This window comes from Streptomyces sp. NPDC047042, assembly GCF_040644035.1.
Lineage (GTDB): Bacteria > Actinomycetota > Actinomycetes > Streptomycetales > Streptomycetaceae > Streptomyces.
Genome location: NZ_JBEYVP010000022.1, coordinates 174,080 through 190,642, shown reverse-complemented (window position 1 = coordinate 190,642; position 16,563 = coordinate 174,080). Strand labels below are relative to the sequence as shown.

General features: G+C 70.3%; 15 protein-coding genes. 9 read left to right on the top strand and 6 right to left on the bottom strand.

The window, feature by feature from the left end; genetic code table 11:
- Positions 1-195 precede the first annotated feature (195 nt).
- The 4 genes from urtB to urtE are packed head-to-tail and all read left to right on the top strand — an operon-like array spanning position 196 to position 3,708.
- On the top strand, positions 196-1,083 hold the full coding sequence (gene urtB / locus ABZ855_RS26220) for an urea ABC transporter permease subunit UrtB (RefSeq protein ID WP_360810748.1): 888 nt from the start codon (positions 196-198) through the stop codon (positions 1,081-1,083).
- Complete coding sequence (gene urtC / locus ABZ855_RS26215; RefSeq protein ID WP_360810746.1) at positions 1,080-2,210, top strand: urea ABC transporter permease subunit UrtC; 1,131 nt, start codon at positions 1,080-1,082, stop codon at positions 2,208-2,210. Before urtB ends, urtC begins: the two co-directional genes overlap by 4 nt.
- The gene (urtD, locus tag ABZ855_RS26210) at positions 2,207-3,004 is read left to right on the top strand and encodes an urea ABC transporter ATP-binding protein UrtD (protein WP_360810744.1); all 798 of its coding nucleotides are present in this window, start codon (positions 2,207-2,209) and stop codon (positions 3,002-3,004) included. The genes urtC and urtD overlap by 4 nt, the downstream gene beginning before the upstream one ends.
- Positions 3,005-3,009: 5 nt before the next feature.
- Positions 3,010-3,708, top strand: coding sequence for an urea ABC transporter ATP-binding subunit UrtE (urtE, locus tag ABZ855_RS26205; RefSeq protein ID WP_360810742.1), 699 nt, complete (start codon positions 3,010-3,012; stop codon positions 3,706-3,708).
- 27 nt (positions 3,709-3,735) lie between these two features.
- Here the strand turns inward: urtE and ABZ855_RS26200 are convergent, their stop codons facing one another.
- Positions 3,736-4,113, bottom strand: a complete 378-nt coding sequence (locus tag ABZ855_RS26200; protein WP_360810740.1) for a cupin domain-containing protein — start codon at positions 4,111-4,113, stop codon at positions 3,736-3,738.
- A 59-nt stretch (positions 4,114-4,172) separates the two neighbouring features.
- On the opposite strand from ABZ855_RS26200, the gene ABZ855_RS26195 reads away from it, so the two are divergent.
- Together ABZ855_RS26195 and ABZ855_RS26190 are read left to right on the top strand one after the other, a co-directional pair.
- Complete coding sequence (locus ABZ855_RS26195) at positions 4,173-4,643, top strand: MarR family winged helix-turn-helix transcriptional regulator (RefSeq protein ID WP_360810738.1); 471 nt, start codon at positions 4,173-4,175, stop codon at positions 4,641-4,643.
- A 44-nt stretch (positions 4,644-4,687) separates the two neighbouring features.
- Complete coding sequence (locus tag ABZ855_RS26190) at positions 4,688-5,302, top strand: DinB family protein (protein WP_360810737.1); 615 nt, start codon at positions 4,688-4,690, stop codon at positions 5,300-5,302.
- Between the two features lie 41 nt (positions 5,303-5,343).
- Here the strand turns inward: ABZ855_RS26190 and ABZ855_RS26185 are convergent, their stop codons facing one another.
- The 3 genes from ABZ855_RS26185 to ABZ855_RS26175 are packed head-to-tail and all read right to left on the bottom strand — an operon-like array spanning position 5,344 to position 8,001.
- Positions 5,344-6,294 carry a hypothetical protein gene (locus ABZ855_RS26185; protein ID WP_360810735.1) on the bottom strand — a complete coding sequence of 317 codons (951 nt, stop codon included), beginning with the start codon at positions 6,292-6,294 and terminating at the stop codon, positions 5,344-5,346.
- A complete protein-coding gene (locus tag ABZ855_RS26180; RefSeq protein ID WP_360810733.1) occupies positions 6,291-6,875 on the bottom strand; it encodes a hypothetical protein in 585 nt (194 codons plus the stop codon). The genes ABZ855_RS26185 and ABZ855_RS26180 overlap by 4 nt, the downstream gene beginning before the upstream one ends.
- 34 nt (positions 6,876-6,909) lie before the next feature.
- Positions 6,910-8,001 (bottom strand): helix-turn-helix domain-containing protein, encoded by a 1,092-nt coding sequence (locus ABZ855_RS26175; protein ID WP_360810731.1) that lies wholly within the window; start codon positions 7,999-8,001, stop codon positions 6,910-6,912.
- A 390-nt stretch (positions 8,002-8,391) separates the two neighbouring features.
- Here ABZ855_RS26175 and ABZ855_RS26170 point away from each other — a divergent pair, with 390 nt between their 5' ends.
- Positions 8,392-9,303 (top strand): aminoglycoside phosphotransferase family protein, encoded by a 912-nt coding sequence (locus ABZ855_RS26170; protein WP_360810729.1) that lies wholly within the window; start codon positions 8,392-8,394, stop codon positions 9,301-9,303.
- A 29-nt stretch (positions 9,304-9,332) separates the two neighbouring features.
- Here the strand turns inward: ABZ855_RS26170 and ABZ855_RS26165 are convergent, their stop codons facing one another.
- Positions 9,333-9,755 carry a VOC family protein gene (locus tag ABZ855_RS26165; protein ID WP_360810727.1) on the bottom strand — a complete coding sequence of 141 codons (423 nt, stop codon included), beginning with the start codon at positions 9,753-9,755 and terminating at the stop codon, positions 9,333-9,335.
- A gap of 110 nt (positions 9,756-9,865) precedes the next feature.
- Here ABZ855_RS26165 and ABZ855_RS26160 point away from each other — a divergent pair, with 110 nt between their 5' ends.
- Positions 9,866-10,903: a WYL domain-containing protein gene (locus ABZ855_RS26160; protein WP_360810725.1), complete on the top strand. Its 1,038-nt coding sequence runs from the start codon at positions 9,866-9,868 to the stop codon at positions 10,901-10,903.
- 250 nt (positions 10,904-11,153) lie between these two features.
- The gene (locus ABZ855_RS26155) at positions 11,154-12,050 is read left to right on the top strand and encodes a GNAT family N-acetyltransferase (RefSeq protein ID WP_360810723.1); all 897 of its coding nucleotides are present in this window, start codon (positions 11,154-11,156) and stop codon (positions 12,048-12,050) included.
- Positions 12,051-12,066: 16 nt separating this feature from the next.
- Here the strand turns inward: ABZ855_RS26155 and ABZ855_RS26150 are convergent, their stop codons facing one another.
- On the bottom strand, positions 12,067-16,278 hold the full coding sequence (locus ABZ855_RS26150; protein ID WP_360810721.1) for a WD40 repeat domain-containing protein: 4,212 nt from the start codon (positions 16,276-16,278) through the stop codon (positions 12,067-12,069).
- Positions 16,279-16,563: the final 285 nt, after the last annotated feature.

Genomic DNA, 16,563 nt, shown 5'->3' with positions numbered 1-16,563 from the left:
AGGCACAGGTCTCAGGGGTAGCTGACGCAGTTGGCAGTGCAATCGCCGAACCCAGACCCCCGCTGGGTATTTCAGCCCCTCCGGCGTTTGAGGAGCGGGGTCTGGGGCGGAGCCCCAGAAGGATGGGACGGGTAGGGGCGGCGGGGGCGAAAAACACACCCGCACCCCCCACTCCCCCCGACCCGGAGCCGCTCCATGACGGTCATCCTCAATCAATCCTTCACCGGCATCAGCATCGGTGCCGTCCTCCTCCTCATCGCCCTCGGCCTCACCCTGACCTTCGGCCAGATGGGCGTGATCAACATGGCCCACGGCGAGTTCATCATGGCCGGCGCCTACACGACCTACGTCCTCCAGAAGTCCATCACCAGCGCCGGACTCTCCCTCCTCCTCGCCCTCCCCGTCGCCTTCGTCGTAGCCGGCCTGATGGGCGCCCTGCTCGAATGGCTGCTCATCCGCCGCCTCTACACCCGCCCCCTGGACACCCTCCTGGTCACCTGGGGCGTCTCCCTGATGCTCCAGCAACTCGCCAGGGACGTCTTCGGCGCGCCCAACGTCCAGACGCACGCCCCCGACCTCCTCACCGACAACGTCTCGGTGGGCGGCGGAATCACCCTCGCCAACAGCCGCCTGTTCATCCTCGGCCTGGCCCTGCTCTGCGTCCTCGCCCTCACCGTCGTCCTGCGGACGACCCCGCTGGGCCGCCGGATCAGGGCGGTCGTCCAGAACCGGGACCTCGCCGAGGTGTCGGGCATCGCCACCAGCCAGGTCGACCGGATGACGTTCTTCATCGGCTCGGGCCTCGCCGGAGTGGCGGGCGTCGCGCTGACCCTGGTGGGCCCGATCGGCCCGACGATGGGCACCAACTACATCGTCGACGCGTTCCTGGTCGTCGTCGTGGGCGGCATCGGCCAGCTGAAGGGCAGCGTGATCACCGCGTTCGCGCTCGGCGTGCTCCAGTCGGTCCTCGAGTACTCGACGACCGTCAGCGTCGCCAAGGTCATCGTCCTGGTGGCGATCGTCGCGTTTCTCCAGTGGCGACCGCAGGGCCTGTACACACTGCGCACCCGGAGCCTGGCATGACGACAACGACCAAGCCGGCCACGGAAGTCACCGTGCCCCCCACCCCCCGGCCGCCCCTCCTGGAACGCCTGCGCGTACCCGGCGCCTTCGCCCTGGGAGCCGTACTCCTCCTGGCGATAGCCCCCTCAGCCCTCTCCGACTTCCGCCTCGCCCTCCTCGCCAAGTACCTCTGCTACGCCATCGTGGCCGTCGGCGTCAGCCTGGCCTGGGGACGCGGCGGGCTTCTCGTCCTAGGCCAGGGCGTCTTCTTCGGCCTCGGCGGCTACGCCATGGCGATGCATCTCAAGCTTGCCGACGCCGCCGACACCGGCCAGAAACTCCCGGACTTCATGCAGCTGTACGGCACCGGCGACACCCTCCCCTGGTGGTGGGAGCCGTTCGCCAACCCGCTGTTCGCGCTCGCCATGACGGTGGTCCTGCCCATGGCGGTGGCCGCGCTGCTCGGCTTCCTGGTGTTCCGGCGCCGGGTGAAGGGCGCGTACTTCGCGATCCTCAGCCAGGCGCTCGCCGCCGCGCTGTCCATCTGGCTGGTGGGCCAGCAGGCGACGACGGGCGGCACGAACGGCCTCACCGACATCCAGGGCTTCTTCGGCTACTCGCTCGACGACCCGGTCAACCAGCGGATGGTCTACTTCGTCATCGCGGTCGTACTGCTCGCCCTGATGGCCCTGGCCCGCCAGCTGTTCGTCAGCAGATACGGCGAACTCCTCGTCGCCGTAAGGGATTCCGAGGAGCGGGTGCGTTTCCTCGGCTACAACCCGGCCAACGTGAAGCTGGTGGCGTACGTCGTGGCGGCGGGCATGGCGGGTCTGGCGGGCGCGCTCTTCGTCCCGGCGGTCGGGATCATCTCCCCGGCGCTGATCGGGATCGTGCCGTCGATCGGGTTCGTCATCGGGGCGGCGGTCGGCGGACGGGCGTCGCTGGTGGGCGCGGTGCTCGGCGCGATCGCGGTCGCGTGGGCGCAGAGCACGCTGTCGGACGCGTTTCCGGCCGGATGGACGTATCTCCAAGGCCTGTTGTTCGTGGTGGCGGTCGGCTTCCTGCCCGGCGGCCTGGCGTCCCTGCTGACGATGGCACGCAACCGCCGTAAGACCACGACGAGTTCGGAATCGGAGGCGACGGCATGAGCGGCGTTGTTGGTGGCGGTGCGCGTGGCGAGTCGCTGACGATCACCGACCTGCGCGTGACGTTCGACGGCTTCACGGCGGTCGACGGCGTCAACTTGTCCGTCTCCGCAGGTGACTTGAGGTTTCTGATCGGCCCGAACGGGGCCGGCAAGACCACCCTGGTCGACGCGGTCACCGGCCTCGTACGGGCGACGGGCTCGGTCCGCTTCGGCGACGAGGAGCTGCTCGGGCGCCCGGTGCAGCGGATCGCGCGCATGGGCATCGGCCGTACCTTCCAGACGGCGACGGTGTTCGAGGAACTGACCGTCCTGCAGAACCTGGACATCGCGGCGGGCGCCGCACGTGGCGTCTGGACGATGCTCCGCCGCCGCAAGGGAGTCCCGGAGCAGGTGACCAGAGCCCTGGAGACAACGGGCCTGACGGCACTGGCCGACCGCCCGGCGGGCGCGCTGGCCCACGGCCAGAAGCAGTGGCTGGAGATCGGCATGCTGCTGGTCCAGGACGTACGGCTGCTGCTGCTCGACGAACCGGTGGCCGGCATGAGCCACGAGGAACGCGAGGCGACGGGCGAGCTGTTGCAGCGGGTGAGCGTGGACCGCACGGTCGTCGTCATCGAGCACGACATGGACTTCATGCGGTCGTTCGCTCGCAGCGTCAGCGTCCTGCACGCGGGCAAGGTCCTCAGCGAGGGCACGGTGACGGAGGTCCAGGCGGACCCGAGGGTCCAGGAGGTCTATCTGGGCCGCGCGTCGGCCCCCGAGCGGGACCCACTGCCGGTGGGAGAGGAGGCGTGACGTCGATGTCCAAGCTGGAGATCACCGACGTACGGGCGGGCTACGACCGTACGACCGTCCTGCACGGCGTGAGTGTGGAGGTGCCGAAGGACGGTGTGGCCGCCGTTCTCGGACACAACGGCGCCGGAAAGAGCACGCTGCTGAGGGCGGCCATGGGCCTGCTGAAGCCGACTGCCGGAAAGGTCCTGCTGAACGGCGAGGACATCACCCGCCTCTCCCCGCACCATCGGGTGGCACGCGGAATGGCGTACGTCCCGCAGGGCCAGCAGTCCTTCCCGCACCTCACCACGGCCGAGAACCTCCAACTCGTCGCCGACGGACGGGCGGACGGCAAGGAGGCGATCGCCGAGGCACTGGACCTCTTCCCGGCACTGCGTGAACTGTCGGGCCGCCGGGCCGGGTTGCTCTCGGGCGGCCAGCGCCAGCAACTCGCCCTGGCCCGCGCCCTGGTGACCCGCCCGAGCCTGCTGCTCCTCGACGAACCGACGGAGGGCATCCAGCCGTCGGTGGTGGCGGAGATAGAGGAGACGATCCTGACCCTGGCCGCACGCGGAGGCCTGTCGGTCCTCCTGGTGGAACAGCACGTGGGCTTCGCGATGCGGGCGGCACAGCGGTACTACGTCCTGGAGGCGGGCAGGGTGACGTCATCGGGGGAGGGTGGCACGGGCTCCGAACAGACGGTGAGGGCGGCGCTGAGCGTCTGAGCAATGACGACGAGGTCGTATCCGCGTCTACACAACCCAGGCCGGCACCGTCTTCTCGGTGCCGCCGGGGGCGGATGCGCCCGCGCCCGGGGCGGCGGCGACGATGGCGGCGAAGCCCGCTTCCGGGTCGGCGTACACGCGCCGCGCGACCTCCGCAGGCATGACGACGGTGTCGCCCGGGACCAGAACATGCGTCCCACCCTCGATCTCAACGGTCGCGCCCCCGTCCAGCACGGTCCACACCTGCTCGGCGTCGAACACGTGGAGGGGCCCGGTGGCGCCGGGCCGCATGTCGACGCGCCACACCGCCAGTCCGGCGCCGCCCAGTGTCGGCGAGGCAAGAGTGGTCATCACGGCGTTGGGTGTCTCGGTCCTGCGGCTCGCAGCACGGTGGATGACAGGCATGAGGAGTTCCCCTAAACTCGACAACATGGTTGTCGAAATGGTGAACCTGGTTGTCGATCGTGTCAAGTGACCCCCCTGGCTTCGAGCTGCCCCTGCGACTGTTCCTCGCCTTCCGCGTCCTGATCGACGAACTCCACAGCGAGCTCGCCCGCCAGGGACACCCGGACGTCCGACCGATGCACGGCTACGTCTTCCAGGCGATCGGCCCGAACGGCACGACCGCCGCGGACCTCGGCCGTCGACTCGGAGTCTCCAAACAGGCGGCGGGCAAGACGATCGACACGCTCGAACGGCTGGGCTACGTGGAACGCGGCGCGGATCCGAACGACGCACGACGCAAGCTCGTACGCCTCACCGCCCGAGGCGCGGACTGCCTGACCCGCTCGGCCCAGATCTTCGACCACCTCCGCGCAAACTGGGCCCGCACACTGGGCGAGGACCGCCTCCGCGCACTGGAATCGGACCTACGCCGGATGACCCCGGCGGAGGCGTTCCTGCTTGACGCGCCGGGCTGGTTCGGGAACTCCTAGGGCCGGCTGAGCCCCGCCGTGGACGCATGGCAGGCTCGTGGTCCATGGTCGATGAATTCGCGAAACAGTACCTGCACGGGGACCTGTGCGAGATGCGTAAGGCAATCCTGTGGAAGCTCGAGGGGTTGCCCGAATACGATATTCGCCGCCCCCTGACCTTGACTGGAACCAACCTCCTCGGCCTGGTCAAGCACCTGTCGATCTGGGAGTCCAGGTATTTCGGCGAGGTCTTCGGGCGGCCGTTCCCCGAACTCCTGCCCCGATGGGACGACGCTGCCGAGCGAGGCGCCGACTCGTGGGCGACCGAGCACGAAACGCGCGAGGACATCACCGACAAATACCGTCGCGTATGGGAGCACTCAGACGCGACGATCACCGCGCTCGCCCTCGACGCGCCTGGTCACGTGCCCTGGTGGCCACGCCCTGACGTGAAGCTGTTCAACATCCTGGTCCACATGCTCACCGAAACGAGTCGTCACGCCGGCCACGCCGACATCCTGCGGGAACAGCTCGACGGCTCCACAGGTACAGCTGCCGAATACGCAACTCCGCAGCAGGATCCGGCGTTCTGGGAAGCTCGGCGCGCGACGATCGAGCAGGCCGCCAAAGCAGCTGTCGCCAGGTCTGATGAGGTCAGTTCCATCAACACACCCGACTGAAGTGGGAATAGGCCCTGACAGACCGGCAAATGGCGGCCGACCTACTGCAGTTCCAGTGGAATTGACGTCTGTTCCGCAGCCGGGCCCAGATATGTGTACTCCGTGGACCTCGCGATGCCCACGGAGTCCAGCCCCTGCCGGAAGCGGACCCGGAAGTGGACGTTGTCCCCGAGGCCGGGGCGCATACGCAGCAGCTCGTCGGGTTCCTCGAAGCGGACGTCGTAGGCCGGCGAGTTCTTGGCGGTGCCCGTCTTCACCTTCACCAGGCCGCTCTCTCGTAGCTCGGTGATGCGACCCGAGATGGTGATCTCCTGATCGCGGTTCCTGGTCTCGCGCAGTCGCTCGACGTACCCCCTGCCTCGTTCCGTCAACCTGGCCCGGCGCGTGCTGCCGTCGGCTCCGTACCAGGTCAGGCCCAGGTCGAGCCTGTATTTGCCCAGCGCGCGCGAGAGTGCGTCGACCGCGTCGAAAAGTCTCGCCCATTCGCGGATGTCGGCCTCCGACTCGAGGGCGGCCAGCAGTTCGGTGAGCGTGCTCAGGCCCGTGCCTGCGGCGGATGTGGCTGGAGCGTCCAGAGCGTCCTGGGTGTTCAGGATGGCCGACCTGGTGGAGACAGCGGGCTGCACCGGTCGGGCGTGCACCACGGTGCTGCCTGCTGACACTCCCGTGAGTTCCAGCTGAACGGGTGTTCCTGCGGCAACGGAGATCGCGTGCTCCACGGGGACAAGCAGGGCGTCCCCCCACTGGAACCGAAGTGCTCCGCCTTCCGCGTCAGGGCCGGTCAGACGGAGCTGAAGCTCTTCGTCGAGCTGGGCATCCGGTGCGTACTCGCGCGCCGCCGCGAGGCGGTTGGCACGGTGGTCCGCCTCGATCTCCTCGTCGTCCCTGTCCTCGAGGCCCATCTCGTCGAGGAGGCGCGCTGTGTTCTCGGCCGCGCCCGGATCGTCCCTTCGGAGCGCGCGCCTGCGCTCACGCCAGCTGTCGCCGGTCACAGTCGCACCTCCAGGTACCCACGTGCCGGGGCGGCACTGTCCTCCGATGGTGAGCGGTCGCTCTGGTCGGGCAGTCGACAACGCTGCCACCAGTCGTCCCATACACCCCGTTCCATGAAGTATGTCCGTTGGTCGGGGGTAAAGCGCTTCGGTTCGAAGATATGGGCAACGGGCTGGTACCCGATTCTGAGCGGGGAGACGCCGAACTTCTCCCTGATCCTGTTCCGGCTCTGGAAGGCAGTGGTCAGCCACTTCGACCCGGGCTTACCTCGGACGGCGTGCTCGGCGCGTGTGTTGATCAGGAAGCTGGCGTCGATGTTCGCGGGATCGGGTTTCGTGGTGACGAAACTGCCTCCCAGCCAGAGTCCTTGGACGAGTGGGAGGTCGCGCAGGAAGTCTATGTAGGCGTCCTCAAGCTCAAGGAACCGATCCAGATACCTCGTGAGTCCGTCCCACAACACCGCGCGCGTCGCCGAATCCTCGAACTCGGGGGCGCTGACCAGCATGGACTCCGCTTCGTCGAAGGAGAGGGAGTACCTGCCCAAGGGAAGGAACCCGTTCTCGGCGAAGGAAGGCAGCATGTGGGGTCCTGTCGGGTGAGGGAGGGGGCCATCCTCATGGAGTGGAGACCGACCCGCAGAGGATTCCGGTCGGCCGACCCGCCGGTGTGCAGTCGCGGCAGCGGCCCCGTTCGGGGCTTCGGAATGCGCGGTCGCAGCCGTCGCAGTTCTGGAGGGGGTGGCGGACGTGGAGCGGTTCCGACTGTGGGGACGGTGGGCGGTAGGGGGCCGGGGGTGGTAGTTGGGTGGTCAGTCGGTGGGCCAGGAGGGCGGCTGGGCGGCGCATGCCTTCGGGTGGGAGGTCGCTGATCAGGGCGTGGCGTACGGCGGTGAGGCTGGCGTCGCGCTCGAGCCAGGCGGCGACGCCGGGTGCGAGGTGGGCAACGTCGCAGGCGGAGAGGAGCAGGTCGGGGTCCGAGCGGCGGAGTCCGGCGAGGAGGTCGGTGGCGGCCTGGAGGAGTTCCGGTCCCTTGTAGGCGGGCTGCGGTACGGCGGGGAGCGGCTTGCGCGGGGTGCGCTCCCTGGGCGGGGCAGGGGTGGTCGGGTGCGCGGGGTGGGCCGGACGGGGATATCCGCCGTCGGTTTCCGCATCGGCGGCGCGCTCGGCGTAGGCGGGGACTTCGCTGCGTACAGGGCGCTCGGAATAGACGACGGGCCCTTCGGCGCGAGCCGGGCCCTCGCCACGTACAGGGCGTTCGGCGTGAGTGACGCGCTCGGTATGAGTGACGCGCTCGGTGTGCCGTCCGGGCTGGTTGCAGGAGACCGTGCGGGAGACGATGCGGCCGCCGGGGGTGCGTTCGCGGGATCGGCGCAGGTAGCCGTGGGCTTCCAGTTCGCGCAGGGCTGCGGAGATGCGGTCCGCCCCCTCCGGGAACCTCTTGGCGAGGGTCTTGATGTCGACGGGGGCACCGGCGGGCAGCGACTGGATGTGGACGCTCAGTCCGATGGCGAGCAGCGAGAGCTCGGGGTGCTGGGCGAGGTGGTTGCCGATCACCGTGAAGCGGGTGTCGTGGCGGGTGTTCTCGTGCACGACGCCGGAAGGGCCGGAAGCGCCGGAGGTTCCGGATTTGGGGCGCCGGTAGGGGTGATTTTTGCCCGGCGAACGGGACGGGGCGCACGGGGGCGCGCTAGGGTTTTTCGTGTCCATCGGGAAGGTGCTTCTTCCTTGGTGGTCAGGCCCTCGCATTGGGATGCCAGTCCCGGCGAGGGCCGTCGTATGTCTGCGGTTGTTGCGCTGAGCGTAAGGCAGGCAACCGGGCACAAATCCAGCTGAGTTGGCGATGTTCACTCGAGGGAGTGACGGCGGGGGACGGCGGGTGCGAGCGCCGGAGTTCGCGCGGGAGCGGCCGTAGCTGCTGTTTCCCGCGGACGGGAGGGGTGGGGTTTGGTCCCGTTTCTTATTCCCTGAATGCCTTTAATGGACCGCTGGCGGCACCGGAACACGGAAACCGGAGTCTCGGTGCCCCGGCGGCTTCCCATCGGGCGCTCGGAAGGAAAATCGGCTGCGTCGAAGTCGCCCCTCAGGCAGCATCGCGGGGTGACCATGCATGCCGACCAAGTTGACGTGGACCCCGAGACAGTCGCCGCCTTGGTGCGGGAGCAGTTTCCCCAGTGGGGCGGCGAGGAGATCCGGCCCGTTCGGGCGTCGACCGGCACGGTCAACGCCATCTTCCGTATCGGGGACGACCTCTCCGCACGCTTCCCGCTGCGCCGGGCGGATGCCGCCGAGGCGCGGGCCGTTCTGGAGCGGGAGGCTCGGGCGAGCGCGGAGCTCGTACGGATCTCCCCGTTCCCCACTCCGGAACCCGTGGCCCTCGGAGAGCCCGGAGCGGGATACCCCATGCCGTGGTCGGTGCAGACGTGGCTGCCGGGGACCGTTGCCTCGGAGGCCGACCCGAGTGGGTCGGATGCCTTCGCGCAGGACCTGGCGACCTTCATAGCCGCCCTCCGGAAGGCCGATACGGCCGGACGGCACTTCAGCGGCGGGGGTCGCGGGGGCGTACTCACCCACCACGACGCATGGATGGAGGAGTGCTTCAAGAAGAGCGAGGCCCTGCTCGATGTGCCGCTCGATGTGCCCCGGCTGCGCCGCCTGTGGAGCCGGCTGCGCGAGCTGCCGCGCGAGGGCGCCGACGTGATGAGCCACAGTGACCTGATCCCGGGCAACGTGCTCGTCGAAGGCGACCGGCTCGGCGGCGTACTCGACGCCGGCGGCTTCGGGCCGGCCGACCCCGCGCTGGACCTGGTGAGCGCCTGGCACCTGCTGGGCGAGGGGCCGAGGGAAGTGCTCCGGCGGACACTGGGCTGCGACGACCTCGAGTGGGAGCGCGGCAAGGCGTGGGCGTTCGAGCAGGCGGTGGGCCTGGTCTGGTACTACGCCGAGAGCAACCCGGCGATGAGCGAGCTGGGGCGCCGGTCCGTCGACCGAATTCTGCGGTCGACGGACTGACGTCGCCGAAGCGTCGCCCTCCTGAGCGCTCAGCCGCCGTAGGGAGCGGTCACGTCCAGAACCCAGGTCACGCCGAAGCGGTCGGTGAGCATCCCGTACAGCGGTGCCCAGGGGGAGGAGCCCAGGGGCTGCACCACCGTCGAGCCCGCCACCAGCTTCTCCCACAGAGCGGTCACCTCGTCCGTGTCCTCCCCGCGCACGGAGACGAAGTACGAACTGGTGCCCTGGTCCCAGGGCAGCTGCGAGGGCACGTCGTAGGCCATGACGTGGAAACCGTTGTCGCCGGTCACCTCGCCCCACACCACCCAGTCCGCCTCGTCCTCGTGCCGCACCTCGCCCATGTCCTTGTAGGTGACGACGGTGGCGCGCCCGCCGAAGACGGACCGGTAGTGGTCCAGTGCCTCCCGTGCCTGGCCCCGGAAGTTCAGATGAGTGGTGGTCGTGACAGACATTGGCCTTTTCCTTGCCCTGGTTTTATCGGGATCGTCCGAGCGATCGTGAGACGCACCATTCCAGGGGTAGCGGACAGGTTGTGTCCTGTACTGCGGGCAGGATTGGGGCCATGCAGAAGACGTCCTCGCGCCTGCTCGCCCTGCTCTCGCTGCTCCAGACACATCGCGACTGGTCCGGAGACGACCTCGCCGAGCGGCTCGACATCACCCCGCGCACGGTCCGCCGCGACATCGACCGCCTACGGGAACTGGGCTATCCGGTGCGTGCTTTCAAGGGACCCACCGGCGGCTACCGCCTCGACGCCGGCTCGCAACTGCCCCCGCTGCTGTTCGACGACGACCAGGCCGTCGCCCTGGCCCTCGCCCTGCAGTCCGCGACCGGCAACTCCACGATCGGCGAGGACGCCGCCCGGGCCCTGGCCACCGTCCGCCAGGTCATGCCGCCCCGACTGCGCCGACGCATGGACATGCTGCAGCTCACCGCCGTCGAGCCACCCGACACCGGCACCCGAACCGGCACCCGAACCGGCACCCGAACCGGCACCCCACTCCTCATGGAGGTGAGCCGCGTCATCCACGCCCGCGAGGAACTGCGCTTCGACTACGAGCACGGGTACGGGCGCGAGTACGGGGGGCACGGCCACGGGTACGAGCACGACGTCACCCTGCCCGCCGTACAACCCCGTCGGACGCAGCCCCACCACCTCGTCACTTGGCGCGGCCACTGGTATCTGGTCGCCTGGGACCTCGACCGGGCCGACTGGCGCACCTTCCGCGTCGACCGTATGCGCCCCCGCACCCCGACCGGCCCGCGCTTCACCCCGCGCGATCTCCCCGCGCATGACGTGACCGCCTTCGTCACCGGCCGGTTCCGGGGGACCGACGGCTCCACCGTCGACTGGCCCTGCCGCGGCGAGGTTCTCCTCGACCTGCCCGCCGAATCCGTGGCCCCCTTCGCGCAGGACGGCACTGTCGAAGCCCTGGGCCCGGACCGGTGCCGCCTGTCCCTCGGTTCCTGGTCGTGGACCGGGCTCGCCGCCGCCGTCGGCCGTTTCGACGCGGACTTCCACGTCATCGGTCCACCGCAACTCGCCGACGCGTTCGCCGAGCTCGCCGCCCGCTACACCAGGGCCGCGGGCCCGGCGTAGTCGGATCCGCAGCTCCCTCCGGGCATAAAAGAACCCGACCGCTGGCGACGGGGGATGCACCAGCGATCGGGCTCTGGCCAAGGGTAACAACACCGCATGCTCAGCGGGAGTCGACTGCTCTCCTCTGATGACCAGTTGTGACTGGGATCACTCTCGTTCCCTCCTGTTCCAGTACAACCGTTTCCGCCGATCGCGTGCGTGACGTGGAGCAAGTCCGCGTCCGTGCCCAGGAGTTGGGGGATCATGAGGCATGCGCTCCGACGACTGGCACATCAGCACAGACACCGCAGGCACCGCAGGCACCGCAGCCATCGACGACTTCCTCGACCGCGCCGGGGACTTCCTGCGCTCCCGGCCCGCCCTGCACACCACCGCCCTGACCACCTTCGAGAAACTGCGCACGGACCGGACGGGGACGACCGCCGTCGACTCGCCCGCCCTGGGGCGGCTGGAGGATGGGTCCGGGCAGGTCAGCGGCGTCTTCTACCGGCTCACCCCGAAGAGCCTCCTCAGCCTCACCCCCCTCACCCCCGAGCAGGCCGACACCCTCGCCGCCCGCCTGGCCGCCCTCGGTCACCGCCTCCCGGGTGTCAGCGCGGAGCACGCCACCGCCACCGCCTTCGCCGAGGCCTGGCAGCGGCACACCGGCGCGACACCGACCCTGCGCACCCGGATCAATCTGTACCGCCTCGGCACCCTCACCCCGCCGGAGCCGCTACCGGCCGGCCGGGGCCGACCCGTGGGCGAGGGGGAGGCGGAGCGTGAGCACCTCATGCAGTGGTGCCGTGAGCTGGCGAAGGACCTCGGCGAGGAGGTCACCATCAACGCCGACACCTGGGCCTCCACCCGCTTCGGCGAGAAGCGCTACACCTACTGGGAGACCCCGGACGGCACCCCCGTCTCCCTGGCGGGCGTGAACCCGCTGGTCGCGGGACACGTACGGGTGGACCCCGTCTACACCCCGGCCCACCTGCGCGGTCGCGGGTACGCGGGTGCCGTGACCGTCGAGGTCAGCCGCGCCGCGCTCGACGCCGGCGCCACGGACGTCGTGCTGTACGCGGACCCGGACAACCCCACCAGCAACGCCCTCTACCAGCGCATCGGCTATCGCCTGATCGCCGGCTGGGCCGTGTACGACTTCGCGTGAGCGGGGTGGGGGCCCCTCACTCCTCGCACGGCGGCTCGTACGACAGCCTGGGCAGATACACGTGCCACTTCTCCGGCGTCAGGACGTTCCGGGTCGTCGAGCAGATGTGGGTGATCGCCGTATCGACGTCGAGATCCCACAGCCGGACCGTGTCCGGGCCGCTCGACACCCCGACGATGCCGCCGCGCGGGCTGAACGCCAGGAAGTTGCCCGTCTTGGCGTTCGGGTTCATCGACTGGCCTATGGATGTGGCGCGAGACGGGTCACTCACATCCCACAGCAGTACCGCGTTGTCGTTGCCGCCGCTCGCCAGGACCTTTCCGTCCGGGCTGAACGAGAGCGACTCGACCGCCTCGGTGTGCCCGGTGAGCGGGGAGCCCAGGCTGTGGACGTCGGCCGGGTCGGTGACGTCCCAGAGGCGAACCGTTCCGTCGTCGCTTCCGCTGGCCAGCGTACGGCCGTCGGGGCTGTAGGCCAGCTCGTTGACGGGGCCGGAGTGCCCCCTGAGCACCTTGCCGAGGAGGGTGGCCCGGGCCGGGTCGGTGACGTCCCACAGGCGGATCGTGCCGTCGGCGCTGGCGCTGGCGAGCGTACGGCCGTCCCGGCTGAAGACGAAGCCGTCGACGTAGCCCTTGTAGCCGGTGAGCTGGGGGCCGAGGCGCCGAAGGTGGGCCGGGTCGCTCGCGTCCCACAGCTGGACGGTGAAGTCCTTGTATGCCGTGGCCAGTGTGCGCCCGTCCGGGCTGAACGCCACCGAGTCCGCGAACCGGGTCTTCAGCTGGACGGGGGGCGCCCAGGCGACGGGATGCTTCGGGTCGCCCACGTTCCACAGTTGCACCGTGCTGTTTCCCGCCGCCAGGGCGAGCGTGCGACCGTCGGAGGAGAACACCGGCGTGCGTACCTCGCCCTCCCCGGGCGTGAACGGTTCGCCCTGGGCCACGGGGTGGCCGGGCTCCTCCACGTTCCACAGGCGGACCCGGCCGTCGCGCGAGCCCGTCGCGAGCAGTTTGCCGTCCGGGCGGAACACGCCGATCCGGCCGATCATGTCCGACATCGGCAGCGACCACAGCCGCACCTTGCTGTCGCCGCTGCCGGTGGCGAGCGTACGGCCGTCGGGGCTGAAGCCCAGCGCGTACATCTCGCCGCTGCTGCCCGTGAGGGATTCGCCGACCTGGGAGGGGTACTGCGGGTCGCTGATGTTCCACAGGCTGGCGGTGCTGTCGGCGCTGGCGGCGGCCAGCATGGTCCCGGCCGGGTTGAAGGCCACGGACCAGATCGCGTCGGTGTGGCCGGTCAGGGGTGCGCCGAGCTGGGTGGCGTGCTCGGGGTCGGCCACGTCCCACAGCCGGATCGTGTCGTCGGCGGCGCCGCTGGCGAGGGTGCGGCCGTCGGGGCTGAAGGCCACCGAGTGCACCAGGTCCGTGTGCCCGGTCAGTTTCGTGTCGTACCGCTTCGGCCGGCGCGGTTTCGACACGTCGTACAGCCGGATCGCGTTGTCGTCGCCGCCCGCTGCCAGGCGTCGGCCGTCGTGGCTGAAGGCGATGGCGCGCACGGCGGCGTCCGCGCCGGTGAGGGTGGACAGGAGGGTGGGGCGGGCCGGGACGGTCATGTTCCACAGCCGGACCGAGTGGTCCTCGCTCGCCGCGGCGAGGGCGCGGCCGTCCGGGCTGAAGGCGATCAGATAGATCGTGCCGCCGCGGCCGTCCAGGGGTGTGCCGAGGGGACGCGGGTGGGCGGGGTCGGTCACGTCCCAGCGATGGATCGTGCCGTCGTCGCCCGCGCTGACGAGGGTGCGGCCGTCGGGGCTGAAGACCGCGCTGCTCACCCAACTCGCGTTCGCGACAAGGGGTTTGCCCAGTGGCTTGGGACGCGTCCGGTCCGACACGTCCCACAGTCGTACGGTCCTGTCGTAGCTGGCGGTGGCCAGGAGCCGTCCGTTCGGGCTGAACGTGGTGAGGTAGACGGCGCCGGTGTGGCCGGCCATCGGGGTGGCCAGCGGGGTGTTCACGATCGAGATCAGCCGGCTGCGCGTGCTCGCGTCCTCCGGGCGCAGCTCGTGGGCGACCAGGCTGAGCTGCGCCGACAGCGACGGGTCCGTGGACTGGACGCGGTCCGCCTCGGCGAGCACGTTCTCGAACACGGCGTCGTCGCGCTGCTGCCGGGCGATCAGCGCCGCACCGCCGGCCAGCAGGGCCAGCACGACCACCGCGGCGATGGCGGCCCGGCTGATCAGGACGGTCCTGCGGCGCAGCTTCACCGAGGCGGCCAGGAACTGCACCGCGCTGCGGGTGAGCAGGGCGTCACCGGCGGACTTCGCCCAGGTGTGCGCCTGTTCGAGGCGGGAGCCGCGGTAGAGGAGGGAGGAGTCGCGCTTGGACTCCTCCCAGGATCTGCTGTCCTCTTCCACGCGCTGGCGCAGCAGGTTGCCGCCCCGGTCCTCGTCGATCCACTCCCGCAGTCGCGGCCAGGCGTGCAGCAGTGCCTCGTGGGTGATCTCCACGCTCTCCGCGTCGAGCGTCACCAGCCGGGCGCGCACCAGCGCCTCGAGGGACTCCTCCGTCTTCTCCGGGTCCGCCGACTCGGCGGCCAGCTGGCGGCGCGTACCGCGTCTGCGGGTGGCCTGGGTGTCCTCGCCGAGGCGTACCAGGCGCAGCAGGAGCAGCCTCGCGGCGCCGCGGGCCGCCGGGTCGAGGTCGGCCCAGGCGCGCTCGGCGGTCGCGGCCACCGCGCCCTGGATGCCGCCGGCGGCGCGGTAGCCGGAAAGCGTCAGCCGTCCCGCCTTGCGGCGCTGCCAGGTGGCGAGCAGGGCGTGCGAGAGGAGCGGCAGTACGCCCGCGTCGTGCGTCCCGCGCGGTCCGTCGGCGCTCACCTCCCGCACGATCAGCTCGGCGAGACCCGGTTCGAGTTCCAGGCCGACGGCCCTGGCGGGGCCGCTGACGGCCTCCCGCAGCTCGGCGGTGGTCAGCGGGCCGAGGACCATGTGCCGGTGCTGGAGCGCGTCGGCGAGCTCGGGGTGGCGCAGGCACTGGTCGTAGAAGTCGGCGCGGATACCGAGGACGACGAGCGCGGGGGCGCCTTCGCCGACGGCGGCTGGACCGGCTGGATTTCCGTCCCCGGCCCGCTCTCCGGGCCCGGGCGGCGTGGCGGCGGCGTGGAGGACCTGGATGAAGGTGTCGCGGATCGCCTCGTCCAGGCAGAGCGTGAACGTTTCCTCGAACTGGTCGACGATCACAACAGGCCGGGCGGGGGTCGACGCGGGGGAGTCAGGGGACTCGGGGGCGCCCGGAGAGCCGAGGGCATCCGGGGCGTCGAGGGCGTCGCGGCGGGCCCAGGCGGCGACCGTCTCCCGTACGGCATGGGCGAACTCGGGTGTACCGGGCTCGGGCGACGCCGACCCGTCGCCGGGGGACAGGATCTCCGCGAGGCCGGGTATACGGCGGGTCAGCTCGCCGAGTGGATCACTGCCCGGGACGAGCTGAAGGACCTCCCGGGCCGGTTGCCCCGGTTGTCCCGGTTCGCCGAGCGCCCCTTCCTGCAACGCGGGCACCAGCCCGGCGCTCAGCAGGGACGACTTGCCGGCCCCGGAGGCGCCGACCAGCATGACCAGCCCCCCGGCGTCGCCGCCGGTGCCGGTGCCGCCGCCGGTGTCGACAGTGTCGGTGTCAGTGCTACCCGCGTAGCTCTCCGGAAGGGTCGCCGCGCTCTCCGCCGCGCGGAGCTGGGCCACCAGGGCGTCGGTGCTGCGTTCCCGGCCGAAGAACCAGCGGGTGTCCTCCAGGCGGTACGAGGCGAGGCCCCGGTAGGGGCACACCCCGCCCGGCACCGCCGGGACCTCGGCGGCGGGCTGCTCCTCGTCGTTTTCCGGTGAGCCGGGGGCGCGGTCGCCGACCGGGTCGGCGACGGCACGCTCCCACAGGTGCTGCCACTGGACCATGTCGTACAGCCCGGGGGAGACGGGCACGGGCCGGGCGCGCCTGGCCGGCGGGACGAGGACACTCAGTACGGCGGCGAGGGCGGCGAACTGTGCGGGCACGTTCTTTGCCCGCCGCCAGTCGCTGATCCGCTGCACGGAGACCCGCACAGGTCGGCCACGTTCGTCCACGCGCTGCAACTGGACGACGGCTTCGGCCACGCGTTTGAGGGGGGGATTACCGGCCTCTTTGTACAGCAGCGAGAGCCGCTCCGCGAAGGCCGTGCGTGCCCCTGAGTCGGAACTCAAGGTCTCCACCCCTTACTTCCCCCGCGTCTGATATCCGGTGTCATCCGGACCGGAAAACCCACTCTATACGGCTGACCTGCGGATACGCGCTCGGCCCCGGACCGGAACCTCCTCCGGGGTGGCCGTGGATGGCAGGATCATGACGCAACAAGGAACCAGCCAAGTGGTGCCCGACCGGACCACCAGCGCGGTGACTCCCAGGGCAGCGCGAAGGCCGAACATTCTCGGCCAGATGCTGTCGGACGTCGCCGGCCGGGGTGTCGGTCCCACCACGCGGACCCGAGATCGCGGAAC